At 57.0% G+C, this 16354-nt stretch carries 17 protein-coding genes and 1 riboswitch; of the genes, 12 read left to right on the forward strand and 5 right to left on the reverse strand.

All coding sequences use genetic code 11. The features are described 5' to 3' along the window. The first annotated feature begins 19 nt into the window (after positions 1-19). The 4 genes from rnr to rpmG all read left to right on the forward strand — a co-directional run bounded on the left by rnr (position 20) and on the right by rpmG (position 3922). Positions 20-2341, forward strand: a complete 2322-nt coding sequence (gene rnr, locus F0155_RS01905; RefSeq protein ID WP_150523075.1) for a ribonuclease R — start codon at positions 20-22, stop codon at positions 2339-2341. After that, positions 2338-2814: a DUF983 domain-containing protein gene (locus F0155_RS01910; RefSeq protein ID WP_150522790.1), complete on the forward strand. Its 477-nt coding sequence runs from the start codon at positions 2338-2340 to the stop codon at positions 2812-2814. Before rnr ends, F0155_RS01910 begins: the two co-directional genes overlap by 4 nt. Then, positions 2811-3557 carry an NUDIX hydrolase gene (locus F0155_RS01915; RefSeq protein WP_150522791.1) on the forward strand — a complete coding sequence of 249 codons (747 nt, stop codon included), beginning with the start codon at positions 2811-2813 and terminating at the stop codon, positions 3555-3557. Before F0155_RS01910 ends, F0155_RS01915 begins: the two co-directional genes overlap by 4 nt. A 197-nt stretch (positions 3558-3754) precedes the next feature. Next, positions 3755-3922 (forward strand): 50S ribosomal protein L33, encoded by a 168-nt coding sequence (rpmG, locus tag F0155_RS01920; RefSeq protein WP_008192710.1) that lies wholly within the window; start codon positions 3755-3757, stop codon positions 3920-3922. 82 nt (positions 3923-4004) lie between these two features. On the opposite strand, the gene F0155_RS01925 is transcribed toward rpmG, so the two are convergent. Both F0155_RS01925 and F0155_RS01930 read right to left on the reverse strand, forming a co-directional pair. Further along, positions 4005-5681 (reverse strand): methyl-accepting chemotaxis protein, encoded by a 1677-nt coding sequence (locus F0155_RS01925; RefSeq protein WP_208999090.1) that lies wholly within the window; start codon positions 5679-5681, stop codon positions 4005-4007. Between the two features lie 580 nt (positions 5682-6261). After that, a complete protein-coding gene (locus F0155_RS01930) occupies positions 6262-6639 on the reverse strand; it encodes a response regulator (protein ID WP_150522793.1) in 378 nt (125 codons plus the stop codon). Positions 6640-6780: 141 nt separating this feature from the next. Here F0155_RS01930 and F0155_RS01935 point away from each other — a divergent pair, with 141 nt between their 5' ends. From F0155_RS01935 to F0155_RS01945, 3 genes are read left to right on the forward strand one after another with little or no spacing between them, the layout of a single operon-like run. Then, a complete protein-coding gene (locus F0155_RS01935; RefSeq protein WP_150522794.1) occupies positions 6781-7080 on the forward strand; it encodes a DUF3572 domain-containing protein in 300 nt (99 codons plus the stop codon). Further along, positions 7073-7735: a hypothetical protein gene (locus tag F0155_RS01940; protein WP_150522795.1), complete on the forward strand. Its 663-nt coding sequence runs from the start codon at positions 7073-7075 to the stop codon at positions 7733-7735. Before F0155_RS01935 ends, F0155_RS01940 begins: the two co-directional genes overlap by 8 nt. Positions 7736-7762: 27 nt before the next feature. Then, positions 7763-9121, forward strand: a complete 1359-nt coding sequence (locus F0155_RS01945) for a DNA polymerase IV (RefSeq protein WP_150522796.1) — start codon at positions 7763-7765, stop codon at positions 9119-9121. A gap of 31 nt (positions 9122-9152) precedes the next feature. On the opposite strand, the gene F0155_RS01950 is transcribed toward F0155_RS01945, so the two are convergent. Further along, the gene (locus F0155_RS01950; protein ID WP_150522797.1) at positions 9153-9989 is read right to left on the reverse strand and encodes a cell envelope integrity EipB family protein; all 837 of its coding nucleotides are present in this window, start codon (positions 9987-9989) and stop codon (positions 9153-9155) included. A 263-nt stretch (positions 9990-10252) separates the two neighbouring features. Here F0155_RS01950 and F0155_RS01955 point away from each other — a divergent pair, with 263 nt between their 5' ends. Together F0155_RS01955 and F0155_RS01960 are read left to right on the forward strand one after the other, a co-directional pair. Further along, complete coding sequence (locus F0155_RS01955) at positions 10253-10717, forward strand: RidA family protein (protein ID WP_150522798.1); 465 nt, start codon at positions 10253-10255, stop codon at positions 10715-10717. Positions 10718-10768: 51 nt separating this feature from the next. Next, positions 10769-11536: a glycerophosphodiester phosphodiesterase family protein gene (locus F0155_RS01960; protein ID WP_150522799.1), complete on the forward strand. Its 768-nt coding sequence runs from the start codon at positions 10769-10771 to the stop codon at positions 11534-11536. Positions 11537-11548: 12 nt separating this feature from the next. Here the strand turns inward: F0155_RS01960 and F0155_RS01965 are convergent, their stop codons facing one another. Next, a complete protein-coding gene (locus F0155_RS01965; protein WP_150522800.1) occupies positions 11549-12379 on the reverse strand; it encodes a hypothetical protein in 831 nt (276 codons plus the stop codon). Next, positions 12379-12795 carry a hypothetical protein gene (locus F0155_RS01970; RefSeq protein WP_150522801.1) on the reverse strand — a complete coding sequence of 139 codons (417 nt, stop codon included), beginning with the start codon at positions 12793-12795 and terminating at the stop codon, positions 12379-12381. Before F0155_RS01970 ends, F0155_RS01965 begins: the two co-directional genes overlap by 1 nt. 240 nt (positions 12796-13035) lie before the next feature. Between F0155_RS01970 and F0155_RS01975 the strand changes: the two genes are divergently transcribed. The 3 genes from F0155_RS01975 (at position 13036) to F0155_RS01985 (ending at position 16103) form a co-directional block, all read left to right on the forward strand. Then, positions 13036-13602, forward strand: a complete 567-nt coding sequence (locus F0155_RS01975) for a hypothetical protein (protein ID WP_150522802.1) — start codon at positions 13036-13038, stop codon at positions 13600-13602. 76 nt (positions 13603-13678) lie between these two features. Further along, positions 13679-14983, forward strand: a complete 1305-nt coding sequence (locus F0155_RS01980) for a GNAT family N-acetyltransferase (protein ID WP_150522803.1) — start codon at positions 13679-13681, stop codon at positions 14981-14983. Between the two features lie 51 nt (positions 14984-15034). Beyond that, positions 15035-15144: riboswitch (SAM-I-IV-variant riboswitch) on the forward strand. Positions 15145-15182: 38 nt separating this feature from the next. Then, on the forward strand, positions 15183-16103 hold the full coding sequence (locus tag F0155_RS01985; protein ID WP_150522804.1) for a homoserine O-succinyltransferase: 921 nt from the start codon (positions 15183-15185) through the stop codon (positions 16101-16103). Positions 16104-16354: the final 251 nt, after the last annotated feature.

Here is a 16354-nt window from a genome sequence, read left to right on the forward strand (position 1 = left end):
CCCGAAGGTGCCGGGCGAAATGCCCTCCAAGGAGGACATTCTCGCCTTTGTGGCCGATCATCCGGGCAAGGCGGGAAAACGCGAAATCGCGCGTCACTTCGGTATCGTCGGCGGCGCCCGCATTCAATTGAAGAAGATGCTGAAGGATCTGGCTGATGAAGGTCTGATCGAAAAGCGTCAAAAGCGCCTGATCCGGCAAGGCGACCTCCCCCCGGTCTTCGTGGTCAATCTGGTTTCCCGCGATGAAAACGGGGAGCTTCTGGGCGAGCCGGTCGACTGGGACGAGGAAGCAGGCACCCCGCCGCGCATTCTGGTTCTGACCGGCAAAGGCAAAACCACACAGCCGGGCCTGAACGACCGCGCCCTCGTGCGGCTCAGCGAGGCGGAGGCAGGCCCCGAGGCAAGCCATGTGGCTCGTGTCATCAAGGTTCTGGAAAAGCGTCAGGGCGCAATTCTGGGCATCCTGAGACTGCGTGAACGCGGCATGCCCCCCTATCTGGAACCGATTGACCGCAAGCAGCGTGAACTGGATGTCGATCCGGTTGATCTGCGCGACGCCGAGGACGGTGATCTTGTCAGCGTCCAGATCACCCGTTCGGGCCGGTATGGCCACCCACGCGCGCAGATCGTCGAGCGCTTTGGTTCCATGATGACCGAAAAGGCCGTCTCGGAGATCGCCCTTCACCAGCACGGCATCCCGCATGTCTTCCCCGATGGCGTGGAGGCGGAAGCCGAAGCCCAGCAACCGATTGCAACGCTCGGCAAACGCGAAGACTGGCGGCAGATCCCGCTGGTCACCATCGATCCGCCTGACGCCAAGGACCACGACGACGCGGTTTTCGCCGAGCCGGATCCCGATCCGGAAAACGAAGGTGGCTACATCGCCTATGTGGCGATTGCAGACGTTGCGCATTACGTGCGCCCCGGCTCAGCGCTCGACAAGGAAGCCCTGAAACGCGGCAATTCGGTCTATTTCCCGGACCGGGTCATCCCGATGCTGCCGGAGCGCATTTCCAACGATCTGTGTTCCTTGCGCGAAAAGGAAGACCGGCCCTCGATGGCCGTGCGCATGGTGTTCGACAAGACCGGTCGAAAGATCCATCACACGTTCCACCGGGTGATGATGCGTTCTGCCGCCAAGCTGTCCTACATTCAGGCACAAAAGGCGATTGAGGGTATTCTGGACGAGCGGACGGAAACCTTGGTCGACGGCGTCCTGAAGCCTCTATGGGAGGCCTATGCGTGCCTGAAGAGAGGCCGCGATGCCCGTGAACCGCTGGAACTCGATCTGCCGGAACGCAAGATCAAGCTGACGCCCGAAGGCACCGTGGACCATGTTTATGTTCCCGAACGGCTCGATGCGCACAAGCTGATCGAAGAATTCATGATCCAGGCGAATGTGGCGGCAGCCGAAACGCTGGAGAAGAAGAAGTCCCCTCTTCTCTACCGCATTCACGATGCCTCAACGCCAGAGAAGCTGGAATCGCTGAAAGAGTTCCTTTCAACGATCAACATGAAGCTGCCTTCGTCTGGCGGCCTTCGTCCGTCTGTATTCAATGGCATTCTGGAAAAGGTGAAGGATACTCCGCAGGCTCATCTCGTGAACGAGGTGGTGCTGCGTAGTCAGGCACAGGCGGAATACGCGCCGCAGAATATCGGCCATTTCGGTCTGAACCTGCGCCGCTACGCGCATTTCACCTCTCCCATCCGTCGCTATGCGGACCTGATCGTCCACCGCAGCCTCGTCAAGGCTTTGGGACTGGGCGATGACGGCCTTCCGGAAGGCATCGAAGCAAAACTGGATGTGATCGGCGCGGATATTTCTGCAGCCGAGCGTCGCGCCATGCTGGCCGAGCGCGAGACCATTGATCGCCTGATCGCCCTGTGGATGTCCGATCAGATCGGGGCCGAATTCAAGGGCCGCATCGTTGGCGTGGTGAAGTCCGGCATGTTTGTCCAGCTCACCGACACCGGTGCTGACGGCTTCATTCCCGCCAGCACCATCGGCCTTGACTACTATCGCTACGACGAAGGGTCGCACGCGCTCATAGGTGACAAGACGGGCGAAACGTTCCAGCTTGGCGACCGGGTGGATGTGCGGCTCGTGGAAGCGGCCCCCTTTGCCGGAGCCTTGCGGTTCGAGCTGGCAAGCGAAGGGCGCAAGCCCGGTCGACTGAGCCGGAAGCCCCACAAGGGGAAGTCCGGGGGAAAGTCCGGCGGGAAGCCTGGGGGAAAACCCGGAGGCAAGTCAGCCAGCAAGTCTGGCGCGCCAGCGGGTGATCGCAAACCCACCCGAAGTTCCAAACGGGCTGCAAAGTCCAAGGGCGGGAGAAACCGTTGAGCGTAGAGTACCGGACAGATACCCTTTCTCAGGAAGACAGCCCCAATCAGGACCCGACACGCAAACCACCGAGGCCAGTCTGGCGCTCGATCCTGCGCGGCGCGGCCTGCAAGTGTCCATCCTGCGGCAAGGGGCCTTTGTTCAACGGATTTTTGTCAACCGAACCGGTATGTTCTGCTTGCGGTGAAGAGCTGCACCATCAGCGCGCGGATGACGCTCCGCCCTATTTCACCATCACCATTGTCGGCCACATCATCATTCCCGGCATGCTGATCGTCGAAATGCTCTACCGGCCCGAACTCTGGGTTCACATGGCGCTCTGGGTGCCTTTGACGCTGATCCTGTCCTTTGCATTGATGCGCCCGGTGAAGGGCGCCCTGATCGGTTTGCAATGGGCCCTTTACATGCACGGCTTTGATCCTGATGCTGGGGACGATCTTCCAGAACCGGATCCAGCAACGGGGCATCAATGACGACAGGACTGGCCGAGAAACTGGCCCGCGACGAGCAAGCCGGAAACCATCCCTATATCCGTCCCAAGGATGCAGCCACGCTGTTGATCCTTGATCGGAACGACAGCGGTGATGTGCGGATCCTGATGGGTCGCCGGCACATTCGGCACACATTCATGCCGGGCAAGTTCGTCTTTCCGGGCGGACGGGTGGACCTTGGCGACTCCCGGATCAAGGTTGCCCAAAGTTACCACCCGAGCGTCGAGGAAAAGCTGACCAAGGATCTGAAAAGCGCCAAGTCCTCCGCGCGCGTTCGTGCCTTTGCACTGGCTGCGATTCGCGAGACTTATGAGGAGGCCGGCGTCTTCATTGGACGCAAGGAAGCGGACTGTCCACAGAAGCTCGGCACTGGCTTTGAAGCTTTTGCAGAACGCAGCATCGCTCTTGATCTGTCTCCCTTACGCTTTGTTGCAAGGGCGATCACGCCGCCCAAACGGCCGCGTCGTTTTGATGCCCGCTTCCTCGCCGTCTGGTCAGATGCGATTGCCGAGCAGCTGGCTGACGGGCACGGCCCCTCCGGGGAGCTTGAAGAATGTGCGTGGCTGACGCTTGAAGAAGCGCGGGAAAAGGAACTTCCCATGATCACGAAAACCATTCTCAGCGATCTGGAAAAGCGCCTGGAAAAAGATCCGGACCTCACGCCGGAAACACCGGTTCCATTCTATTCCTTCCGCAATGGAGACTTCGTTCGCGACCTTCTGTAGGAAGAAATCCACTCCACCAGCGGGGGACAAAGGGCTCAACACCATCGGTTGATCCTGCATAAGCAAAGGCAAGTCTTGACTTTGGGCGCTTCTTGAGTACTTTGCGCGCTGATTTCAGATCACGGGCAAACTGATCGCCAGCGTCCCTGGCCACTACCACCCTTTGCCCCGACAAAAGAACACAGGAAAGCAAGGCAATGGCCAAGGCGACGACCATCAAGATCAAGCTTCTTTCGACAGCTGACACCGGCTTCTTCTATGTCACGAAGAAGAACTCCCGCACCATGACCGAGAAAATGGTCAAGCGTAAGTACGATCCGGTTGCAAAGAAGCACGTCGAATTCAAGGAAGCAAAGATCAAGTAAGATCTTTTCTCCTTGCTTTCGGGCATAAAAAAACCCCGCCGAAATTCGGCGGGGTTTTTTGTTGTCTGGTTTGATCTTGAGATCAGGCTGCAGCAACGTTCCGCAGGAATGCCTCGACCTCGTCCTTCAGGGCGACGGTCTTGCCGGACAGCTCTCCGGACGCAACCAGAACCATCTCGGAAGAGCCGGAGGTTGCCTGAACAGCAGTCGACAGGTTTGTCATGTTGCTGGTCACCGCCCGAGTGCCTTCAGATGCCTTCAGGACATTGTAGGAGATCTCGGAGGTTGCTGCGCCCTGCTGCTCGACGGCAGAGGCGATGGTGGATGTGTAGCTGTCCACCTCTTCCATGATCGCGGAAATCTCGGCGATGGCATGGACGGATTCGCGGGTTGCTTCCTGGATGGCGGCAATCTGCGCTCCGATTTCCTCGGTCGCACGCGAGGTCTGTGTAGCAAGTTCTTTCACCTCGGCAGCAACCACGGCAAAGCCCTTGCCGGCTTCCCCTGCCCTTGCCGCCTCAATCGTGGCGTTGAGGGCCAGAAGGTTGGTCTGCTCGGCGATCGCCTGAATGAGGGTGACGACCTCACCGATCTTGGCTGCAGAAGCTGCCAGTCCCTCAACCTTCTCGTTGGTGTTGCGCGTGCCTTCCGTTGCACGGCCCACAACATCCGTCGTGCGGGCGACCTGACTGGAGATCTCGCCGATGGACGCTGCAAGCTCCTCTGCGGCGCTGGCTACGGTCTGAACGTTGTTGGAGGTCTCTGTGGACGACGATACGGTCTCATCCGCATGGGAGGCACTCTCAGCAGCCAGAGCGCTCAGTTCGCGCGCTGTCGCATCCAGATGGTCAGCCGTCTCTTCAACAGAGGACAGGAGACCCAGGGCACGATTGCGGAAGCCTTCGATAAGCTGCTGGACTTCGCCCTGACGCTCTGCGCGCTGACGTTCATCGGTTTCGCGGTGGAGCGCCAGCTCGGAGCGTTCGACAGAGCGGGACTTCAGCGTCTCGACGGACTTGGCCAGATCACCAATCTGATCGTGGCGCGCCAGATACGGTACATCAACGGACAGATCATCTTCGGCAATCTTGCGGGTCACATCGGCAAGTGAGGTCACCGGCCGCAGCATCCGGCGGACCATCAGCGACGTCAGCACAACGAAGACCGCGACTACCGGAAAAGCCAGCAATACGAAGGAAGACATCAGCTCCCAAACGTTGGCTAGAACAGCTTCCTTTTCAACACCCGCATACAGAATGCCGACAATGCTGTTGTCCCCGGCAAAGATCGGCTTGTAAATCGTGTAGTAGTCCTTGCCGAGGATGTTGGCCTGACCAACATATGTCTTGCCGTCCATGACCACCGGATATACCGCGCCCTTCTGGCCGAGCGGCGTTCCAACCGCGCGCGATCCGTCAGGCTTTATAATGTTGGTGGTCTTGCGCCAGAAATCGCGACTTTCTGCATCCCATGCAAACACCGTCGCGGTTTCGCCCGTCATGCCGGTAATTGTCTCGATCATGGCGTGATCGGCGAATTCGGGAAGCTCGCGAACCTCAATGCGCTCGATGTTTCCGTCGGCGCCTCGGGTGATGCGCACGCCATCAATACGCTCGGAAAAGATAGTGGCAGCCACTTTCAAGCTGGCGTTCTGTTTGTCGACAGCAGTCCGTGCGGCCTGCTTGTCAGCGATCGTGAAGACGATGACGCCCACCAGAACCATTGCCACGGTGAAAAAACCAGCGCATGCCAATGACATAGCTGTTGTTATTCGTAACCTTGCAAAAAAAGACATAGCTGCCCCTCATGAACCGAAGTGGCAATAAATTTGATCGTATAACTTTAATCCGAAGTAAACATACCCTACGTAAGATTGCAGAATATTTCTTTTATTTTCCGGCTGAAGCAATAGTAGAGAACGAGCTGCAACAGATGAGCCCTCGGGGCACAACACTATTGTTTTCAAGTATTTGAATATAGAAAAGACGCCAGAAAAGTGGAGGCCGGCGGAAATCAAGCATTCGAGGAGGCCACTCTTCGACTTGATTTCGCGCCGGCCTGCCCCACGGACCCAGGAGATGCGGCGGACCTGAGCACTCCGTAGGGAAACTGGTTTTTACGGCAGGAGGATTTTCTCACTGCGTAAAACACTATCAGGAATTACCCTGATCCAGCGACACCCTACCTATTTGCCCAAGCAAATCAATAGAAAGCGCCTTTTTTACACACTCTCTTTATCGATTTTAGTAAAATTGTAACCTTAATGCGCTGCGCCGCACGGTTTTATACAGCCAGTAGCAACAATGGCCTGCAGCAATGCAACCTTCATCACGCAAGCATCAGGCGTCTACATCGCCGATATAGGAACGAACTGTTTCCAGGAACTTTGCAACCGAAATGGGTTTGGAAATATAGGCTTCGCATCCGCCCTGACGAATACGTTCCTCATCCCCCTTCATGGCGAAGGCAGTGACGGCAATCACCGGGATCTTGGCAAGATCATCGTCTTCCTTGATCCATTTCGTTACTTCCAGACCGGATACTTCCGGCAACTGGATATCCATCAGGATCAAGTCAGGGTGATGCTGACGCGCCAGTTCCAGCGCTTCGATTCCCGTCCTCGTTTGAAGTGTGGAATAACCGTGCGCCTCGAGCAGGTCATGAAAGAGTTTCATGTTCAGCTCATTGTCTTCCACAATCAGCACGGTTTTTGACATGGCATTGCCCTTTTGACGGCTTTTAGTGCCGATCCCCGTTTCTTACATATTAGCCCAACAATCCTCTGCTGGACCCCTGCCCCGCTGCAAGTTATTCAGTCTTTTTATCGCGGAAATCTTTCGGAAAGGCAAAAAATAGCAATGATAAATTCAATTGGCAGCCGTATTTCCGTCGAACAGGCTGAAGAAATTGCCACTCAGGCCCTTATTCAGCTTACAAGCGACCCTGAACAGGTCGGGCGGTTTCTGGCGGTTTCGGGTATCGGCCCCGAGTCGATTCGGCTTGCTGCCGCCGAACCGGGCTTTCTTGCCGGAGTACTTGAGTTCTACATGGCAGACGAGGCTCTCCTGTTGGCCTTCTGCGAGAATGCGGGCATTCGCCCCACAATGATCGCAGCTGCCCGCTACGTTTTGGCCAAGGACCTGCCGGACGATGCCTGAACCTGATGCACCTGGACGCGCAATTCTCGATCAGATCGATGCGCTGCCGAGATCAACGCGGCCAATTCTCATCTGCGACATTGACGAAGTGGTGCTCCATCTGGTGCGTCACCTTCGAACCTATCTGGTCGCCAATGATCTTGTTCTGCTGGAAGACCGCTACAGACTGACAAACAACATCGCCCGCAAAGAAGATAAAACGCTTCTTTCTCCGGACGCGGTCAAACGTCTGCTGCAGGAGTTCTTCGACCGGCAAAGCCATGATCAGGATCTGGTCGATGGCGCTCATGAAGCGCTTCACACCCTTGCCGAACGACGAGACGTCATCTTCCTGACCAATCTTCCCGGCGTGCATAACAAGCCGCTACGAGAGCGTCTGCTGGCTTCCTACGGGTTCAGCTTTCCGCTGCTGGTGAATTCCGGCCCCAAGGGAGGTGCCGTCGCAGCTCTTTCTGCCAATCGCGAGGGCCGCGCCGTCTTCATCGATGACAGTCCCACCAACCACACGTCGGTCAATGCAAGCCTGCCGACGGCGGTACAGGTGCAGTTCATTGCGGATGACACCTTCCGGGCCAACATGGCACAAGAGCCTCATGTGGACCTTCTGACCGGCAACTGGTCCGAAACAGCTTCCTTTGTCAGCGAGTTGAGCTGATGCGCGTTTTTCTGCAGATCACCCATCATGGCTCATGACGCCTCAAGGACCGATCAATCTCCCGGCCCCGTCCGGGCCTTGTGCCGCGACTGCGGATCGCGGGCGTCGCAAGGCAAGAGCCGCTGTCCGAGATGTGGAAGCCCGCGTCTGGTCTGTCATCCCGAACTCGACCAGCTGACAATCGCGCATATCGACTGCGATGCGTTTTATGCTTCGGTCGAAAAGCGTGACAATCCGGACATTCAGGACCAACCGGTGATCGTTGGTGGTGGTCAGCGTGGCGTGGTTTCGACCTGCTGCTATATCGCCCGCATTTCCGGCGTGCGCTCGGCCATGCCGATGTTCAAGGCAATGGAGCTGTGTCCGGATGCCGTCGTAATCAAGCCCAATATGGAAAAGTACTCCGCAGTGGGGCGTGAGATCCGGGAACGGATGCGCGCACTGACACCGCTGGTCGAGCCCATTTCCATAGATGAGGCATTTCTGGATTTGAGCGGAACGGAGCGACTGCATGGGGCCACGCCCGCAGAAACGCTGGCGAAACTGATCCGCGAAATAGAGGCGGAAATCGGTGTGACGGCTTCTGTCGGGCTGGCTCCCAACAAGTTTCTGGCAAAAGTCGCTTCAGACCTTGAAAAGCCGCGCGGCTTTTCGGTTATCGGCGCAGCGGAAGCGTTGGAGTTTCTGGCGCGGCAACCGGTCAGCATCATCTGGGGCGTCGGCAAGGTCTTTCAGAACAAACTGGCCTCGGATGGAATTCGCACCATCGGCCAGCTGCAGACCATGGACCCGACGGATCTCGCCCGGCGCTATGGGTCCATGGGCCTGCACATCGCCAAGCTGTCGAGGGGAACCGACGATCGGGTTGTGACCCCATCGCGCGGAGCCAAAAGCATCAGTGCGGAAACCACCTTCAACAGCGACATATCCGACTTTGAAACCCTGAGGCCGATCTTGCGGCGGCTGTCGGAAAAGGTCTCGGCACGGTTGAAAAAGGCAGCTCTTTCAGGCCGTGGCGTGACGCTGAAACTGAAAACGGCAGACTTCAAGACGATCACCCGGGCGCGTCATCTGATGGACCCGACCCAGCTGGCCGACAAGATCTATCGCAACGGCGTCGACCTTCTGGAGAAGGAAACAGACGGGCGTCGGTTTCGGTTGCTCGGCATTGGCGTCAGCGATCTGGAAACGGCAGATCGCGCCGACCCGGTTGACCTCGTGGATCAGCAGGCCGGACGCCGGCACAAGGCCGAAAAGGCCATGGATGCTCTAAAGGAGAAATTTGGCTCATCCGCAGTCGAACTTGGTCTCACGCACACAACGCGCAAGACCAAGGCTGCCGAAAAGCCCGCGTCCTTACGGTCGGACGACGACGAAATGGAGTGAACCTGCTGAGCTCAGGCGATGAGAAACCCCGTTAGTTGGGGCAGCTCTCACTGTCGTAGAATTTCAGATCCGTCAGTTTGCCCTTCATGGCAAAGTCGCCATAGTCGAGGATCAATTCGCGGCTGACGCCGTTTTCATAGAGGACAAAGGTGAGCTGATAGACAGGCGTCTGCTCTCCCCCCTCTTCCTGACTGGGATCGAAATAGGCGATCGTCACCGGCCAGCGCTTGACGCCATCCAGCTTTTCGACCTGCCCGGCGGCTCCAGTGATTGTCTCTGCATCATCGCGGACAGCACCAATGACGGCGGTCGTGGAAAAGACCTTGTCGCCGGTTTCCGAGCCATCATAGACATCTGCCGCGACAAAACGGGTTCCGTCCAGCGCGCTGCTGATGACGCGCTTGAGATGCTCTGTTGGAAAGAGAGCAGTGTCGGTGATCAATACCGAGCGTTTTTCGGGCTCGGCCAAGTCGACCAGCTTGACGTCATCAGACTGCTTGGCCTTGCCGCGTGTGGATTCGGTCAGTTTCTGATTGACGAAAGTCTTGCTGAGGAACTCGTAAGCCTTTGCGTCCGGAGCCTCAAAGGAGGTCGTTTGCAGATCGGTGACCTGTGACCCGCCGGATTCATCCTGAAACTCGGTGACGAAGCGGAAGGAAACACTGTAACCGTCGCAGGAGTTTCCGGAGAAGTCATAGACCATACGGCCGGACAGGCTGGCAATGCCGGACTGCCCCTCAGCCTGATCGAGTTCCATGTCATAGACAGCGCGGTGCGGCGCAAGGGCACTGCCCCCCGCAAGCGCAGCCTCCGGCAAACTGGCCACACAGAGGACAGAACCCAAAAGGGCAACAGAAAGCCGCTTCATTCGCAACGCACCTAAGCAATACCAATACTCTGACGCATCCGCGTCACCAGCGCCGAGTTTACGACCAGTCCGCATCCCTCGCCACCCTTGGGTCGAAAAAAACAGGATTTTGCAGAGTTTTACCAATATTTCTATCCATGCCGCCGAAAGCACGTCGGAAATTGAACAGGGAGCGTCCCGTATGGCCGCATTCTTGTCTTGCAGTGGTTCTGCATTTCCTCCAAGAAACCACAAAACTGAAAGCTCAGGGAGCCGAATCCATCATGACCCAGACCATTGAAAGCCGCCTTGCCGAACTCGGTGTCAGCCTGCCGCAGGCCGCCGCTCCGGCTGCAAACTATGTTCCCTATGTTGTTACCGGGAACCAGCTGTTCATTTCCGGCCAGCTTCCGATGGGTTCTGAAGGCCTTGCCTACAAGGGCAAGATCGGTGAAGACGCCTCTCTGGAAGATGGCATCGCAGCCGCCAAGCTTTGTGCGATCAACCTGTTGGCGCAGGCGAAGGCCGCAACGGGTGACCTTGAGAAGGTGGCGCGTCTGGTGAAGATCGTCGGCTTTGTGAATTCCACAGGTGACTTTGGCGAACAGCCGAAGGTCATCAATGGTGCGTCCGACTTCCTCGTTGCCGCCATGGGTGAAAAGGGCAAGCATGCCCGCTCTGCCGTCAGCGCAGCTTCCCTGCCCTTCGGCGCAACCGTCGAAATCGAAGCGATCTTCGAACTCGCTTAACCCCATCGGGAGCCGCATGGCGCGGCTCCTTTTTTCTTCCGGACATTCCAGATGACTATGTTGCAGGACATTTTTGCGCGGCCTGTTGCCCATCGCGGCTACCATGATGCCAGACAGGGCAGAATGGAAAACACCCCGACAGCCATTCAGGCCGCTGTCGACAAGGGTTTCGGCATTGAAGTGGATGTTCAGGAAACCGCTGACGGCGAAGCCCTGGTGTTTCACGACTACACGCTTGACCGTCTTGCAGATGCGACTGGCAAGGTCATCGACCGTCCGTCAGAGGCGCTTGTTGCGCTCAAGATGAAGACGGGTGGCGACAGCCTCTGGATGCTTCAGGATCTGTTTGATCTGGTGGACGGCAAGGTCCCGCTTGTCATCGAGATCAAGTCGCTGATGCGCCCCGGTGCACAGGCGGATTTCGTCCGGCGCATTGTCGATCAGGTGGCTGCCTATTCGGGCCCTGCCTGCATCAAGTCGTTCGACCCGGACATGGTGGCAGTTGCACGAGAGCATAACCCGGCGGTGCTGCGCGGGATTGTTGCCGATGCGGCGCGCCCGGACGGCGAATTTGCGCGACTGTCCTTCACACATCGTTTCATCCTGCGCCATTTGCTGCACTACCCGCGGACACGGCCGCACTTCATTTCCTATGGCATCAAGGACCTGCCGCAGATGGGGCCGAGCCTATTCAGCCGCCATGCGAAGATCCCGATCATGACCTGGACAGTCCGCACGCAGGAAGACCGCGAAAAGGCAGCCCGATTTGCAGACCAGATTGTCTTTGAGGGTTTCGACCCGGATGCGGATCAAGCCTGAACGGCTTGATCCCTATTCTCTTAAGGGGATGTAGTTCCGGCCCGGGTCCTGCGGCCTGATCGAGCGGAAAACTGACGGCAGACTGCGGGTCTGGCCGGTGCATTCATCCACACACATGTTCGACGTGTCTGCCGAGGTATCGGCAGGCAGTTGCGGAATTGCGGTCGTGTTCTTGTTCTGGCCGACCGGCCCTTCCCGGTTCCAGATGGCAACGGCTGTGTCTTCAGACACCGGATGGCACGCGGAGATGGCGTCCCGCTTGCTGATTTCGCCAACACCGACATAAAAGCCGATAAGGTTGGAGACGAGGTCTTCCTGCGAAAATCCGCTGTCATAGGCCTTGCCGCGGATGAGTTCCGACAGGGTGTTTGCAATGCCACCCCACTCCAGTCCGCGCTGGAACGTCTCGAAGCGAAAGCTCACGATCAGGAATATCGAAAGAGCCACCGATTTTTGCTCGATCTCGGAGAGGCCTCTGCGAACCAGAAACGCGCCGGTGGTTCCAAGCCCCGGCCCCATCTGCTGGCGATAGGTGACCCGGTAACCGGTAGACCCGTCCGCAAACCGCGCCGTCCCGTCTCGGCGCATGTCGCGCAGAACAGTGTCGGGATAATCGTACTGGCGGAAGTTCGGCGGATAGAAATAGCCCCAATGTGTTCTGGCATCCGGTCCTTCAGACTGGATTTGTGTCCAGAGATTGGCGGCTCCGATTAGGGGATCATTGTTTGTTGGGTTAAGATGCCCAAGATCAAGCCAGCCGCAATTGCAGGTGTAGACCAGACCATAATTGGCAGCTCCGGCCAACCGGTCATAACCGGTGGCAATATCTCCAAAAGTGCTCATCAAAAATCTCCGACAACAAATATTTTAACGGCCCGGCAGCTACCTTCTTCCTCGATCTGGATGCTGTAGCTACGCGCATTGCACATCGTGTCCGCCAGATTGTCAGCCGGGCAGCCCAATCCCCCCAGATAGTCCCGATAGAAGCCGTTCAGCTCACTTGCCGTTTCGTTGGAGCGAAAGGTGATCTCCGTGGCAGGTGGAGCCTCCCCGTCCCGGCCAGAGTGGGAAAATCGGGCGGCCTCACAGCTGTCAAATAGCGGAATATCCTTTGCCCCATCCGGAAAGCCCAGCTTGTAGGCCCAATCTTCCCGAGCTGCATTGCTTGGCTCGACCAGCATGATGGCCAGCCCGAAAACCGCAAGAAGAAGACATGTGAGGACCGCGAGTGCGGAAAGGAGAAATGGGCGGCGAAACATGAACAGCCTGACGGTGAGAAATAAGAAAACGAATTACGTAACGGTATAATCCAGACTTTCGTACCTTATCAAGCACCGGAGCACATCCGGTTTCCTTTCGAAGGGAGATATCGACTCGGCACGGCTTTCTGTTGGAATTGAACAGTTGAGAGCCTTCTTGCAGACACACAAAACAATCCCTACGTAATGAAACAAGATGTTACTTTTGACCGGTTTTGCTAAATTGAGAGATTAAGACCATTGTTTCATCCCAAAGAAGAAGAACGTGATGCATTTTGGTTGAAAATATCTTTTTCAGCAATGTTCTCCATCGCCTTGATACTGACGGTTTACTCGAGCTATCTTCCGGGTATCAAATACCTTCTCCTCACCCAGCTTGGCGTAACATCCATTGGGGATGTTACTCGTATCGACAGCCCAACAATTTCGTATGAGCAAGTTCTTGCTTTTTCAGAGGGAGAGCTGAGTGAGGACGATATGCGTGAGTTGTTTAGGAGAGCAGGCCCCGGAGAAAGACAATTCTATCTGACAATTGAGTTTAAGCCGCACACCAACTCACTGAACGAAATCCTAAAGGTACCGCTTCAACTGGATCGGCTTTACCAAGTGACGGATGGCCTCCCGATTGAGATCACCTTCCTTAGATCAAATCCCTCAATCGCGTATCCGACAGAATGGCTTGGGGATTATCGCTTTGACATGAAGGTTCTTCTCGTAGCGTCAGCTATTCTGGCGTTTGTGCTGTGGACCCTCATCAAGACCGTTCGGCAGCTTCGAGAGTTTCAAAACAAGATGAAGCGTTACTGACGACCGTCAGCCCCTTGCCAATTCGCCGCCAAGTTCTACGTTAGGCTCCAGACGCCAAGAGGGCCGGAATCAAGGCATGACACATTCCAGCGATCAGGCCAGCGATCAGGAGCAGGCCTCCGCTACGCTGCGCATCTTATCCAGCTTGAAAGAAATTTCGCCGAGTGACTGGGACAGCGTCGCCAACCCCGGCTGGCAGCTTGGCGCGGCTGGAAAACTGTCAGGACCTGCCATAGCTGACGATCTGTCACAATTGGCAGGCCCGCCTGACAAACTGATTCAGAATATAGCATTTAACCCCTTCCTTTCACACGCCTTTTTGCATTCGCTTGAAGAGGCTGGATGCTCAACCGGGCGCACGGGATGGCATCCGCGCCATCTTGTGCTGGAAAACACAGCAGGCGAGATCTGGGGGGCTGTTCCGGCCTATCTGAAAAGCCATTCGCAAGGCGAGTACGTGTTCGACCACGGATGGGCCGAGGCGTTTCACCGGGCGGGCGGAAACTATTATCCGAAACTGCAGGTCTCGATCCCCTTCACACCGGCAACCGGACGCCGCTTTCTCGTGAGCCCGAAAATTGATCGGGCCGCCGGGCTTCAGGCGCTCGCCTCGGGCCTTGTGCAGGTCTGCCGCCAAAGCGGCGCGTCCTCGGTTCACGCGACATTCCTGACAGACAGCGAATGGTCCGCGCTTGGCGACCTTGGCTATCTGCAGCGCACGGACCAGCAATTCCACTGGGAGAACGAAGGCTACAGCTCATTCGATGACTTCCTGAATGCCCTCGCCTCTCGCAAACGCAAGGCCGTGAAGAAAGAACGCCGCGAGGCCCTTGGCACAGGCATCGAAATCGAATGGGTGACCGGCAGTGATCTGACCGAAGCGCATTGGGACGCGTTTTTCGAGTTTTACGAGGACACCGGCGCCCGCAAGTGGGGTCGCCCCTATCTCAACCGCCAGTTCTTTTCACTGGTGAGCGAACGCATGGCCGAGCGCATCCTGCTGGTCATGGCCAAGCGCCAGGGGCGCTACATTGCCGGAGCGCTCAATTTCATTGGCTCGGATATCCTCTACGGGCGTCATTGGGGCTGCACGGAGCATCATCCGTTCCTGCATTTTGAAGTCTGCTACTATCAGGCAATCGATTTTGCCATCGCTCACCGCCTCAAGCGCGTTGAAGCGGGCGCGCAGGGGGCGCACAAGCTCGCCCGCGGCTATTTGCCGGTGACGACACGGTCTGCCCACTGGATCGCCCATGAAGGGCTGCACAATGCGGTTGCCGACTTTCTGGAACATGAACGACAAGCAGTTGAACGGGAAAACGAGCTGCTCATTGATCATGCACCGTTCAGAAAGGCTTCACCCTCCAGCGGGCATGATTGAAACCAAGGCGCAAAGCAACTTGAACTCGCCACGCGCTTGAACTACAAACTCATTCATCATCAAGAGTTGGGATGACGCCCAACGCCAACCTGCCGATCCGGGCAAGGTGGTACTCCTGAAAAACGGAGGATGTGGCCGAACCGGCAACCAAGCGGAACGGATCACGGGGCGTCTATCCTTCAAGTAACGGACGCCGACAATGCCCATAAAGATTCCAAACGATTTGCCCGGTCGCGAAGTTCTCGAAAACGAGGGCGTCATGATCATGAGCGAGTCTCAGGCGATCCGGCAGGATATTCGTCCGCTCAATATCGGCCTGCTCAACCTGATGCCGAACAAGATCACGACCGAGACGCAGATCGCTCGTCTGCTGGGCGCAACGCCGCTGCAGATCGACCTGACCCTGGTGAAGATCGGCAGCCATACCCCGCGCAATACCTCCGCCGACCACATGGCCTCCTTCTACCGCTCGTGGGAAGAAGTGCGCGGCAAGAAGTTCGACGGCTTCATCGTCACCGGTGCGCCGGTCGAACACCTCCCCTTCGAAGAAGTCACCTATTGGGACGAAATCCGCCAGGTCTTCGACTGGACACAGACCAACGTGCACCGCACCTTCAACATCTGCTGGGCGGCGCAGGCGGCCTCCTATCACTTCCACAACATGCCAAAATATGCGTTGGACACGAAGGCAACCGGCATCTTCCGGCAGTATGTGCGCGTGCCCGCCTCCCCGTTCCTGCGTGGCTTTTCCGACGACTTCCGCGTGCCGGTATCCCGCTGGACGGAAGCGCGCAAGTCAGACATTCCGGATGGCAGCGGTCTGGTGGTTCTGGCAGAAAACGAGGAAACCGGCATGTGCCTTCTGGAGGATCCGAAGCACCGCATCCTCAACATGTTCAACCACATCGAATATGACACGACTTCGCTCGCCGACGAGTTTGCCCGAGACAGCGAAACGAAGAAGGACGATGCGCCCTTCCCGCTCGACTATTTCCCGGAGAACAATCCTTCCAAGGTGCCGCCCAACCGCTGGCGGGCGCATGCTCACCTGCTCTTCGGCAACTGGATCAACGAGATGTACCAGACCACCCCGTTCGATGTGGCCGATATCGGAAAGTGATTTCCCGCACTGTTGAAACGACAATCCCGACCAGAGTTCTGGTCGGGATTTTTCTTTGTTTTCAGGCTATTATTTCCAGTGGTGAAACTGCTGATTCAATCAGCTTTCCAAACGGCACACTTGCCCTGCGCTTCGAAACGCCCCGATGACGATCCTTCATTGGCAATCTGATTCAAGGGAACGGGCTAAGCCACTTGGCTCCTTGCGGAAAAACGAAATACGCGGTTCTCTCCGACCGGAATATTGACTAG

The sequence above is a fragment of the Roseibium sediminis genome (assembly GCF_008711325.1).
GTDB lineage: Bacteria > Pseudomonadota > Alphaproteobacteria > Rhizobiales > Stappiaceae > Roseibium > Roseibium sediminis.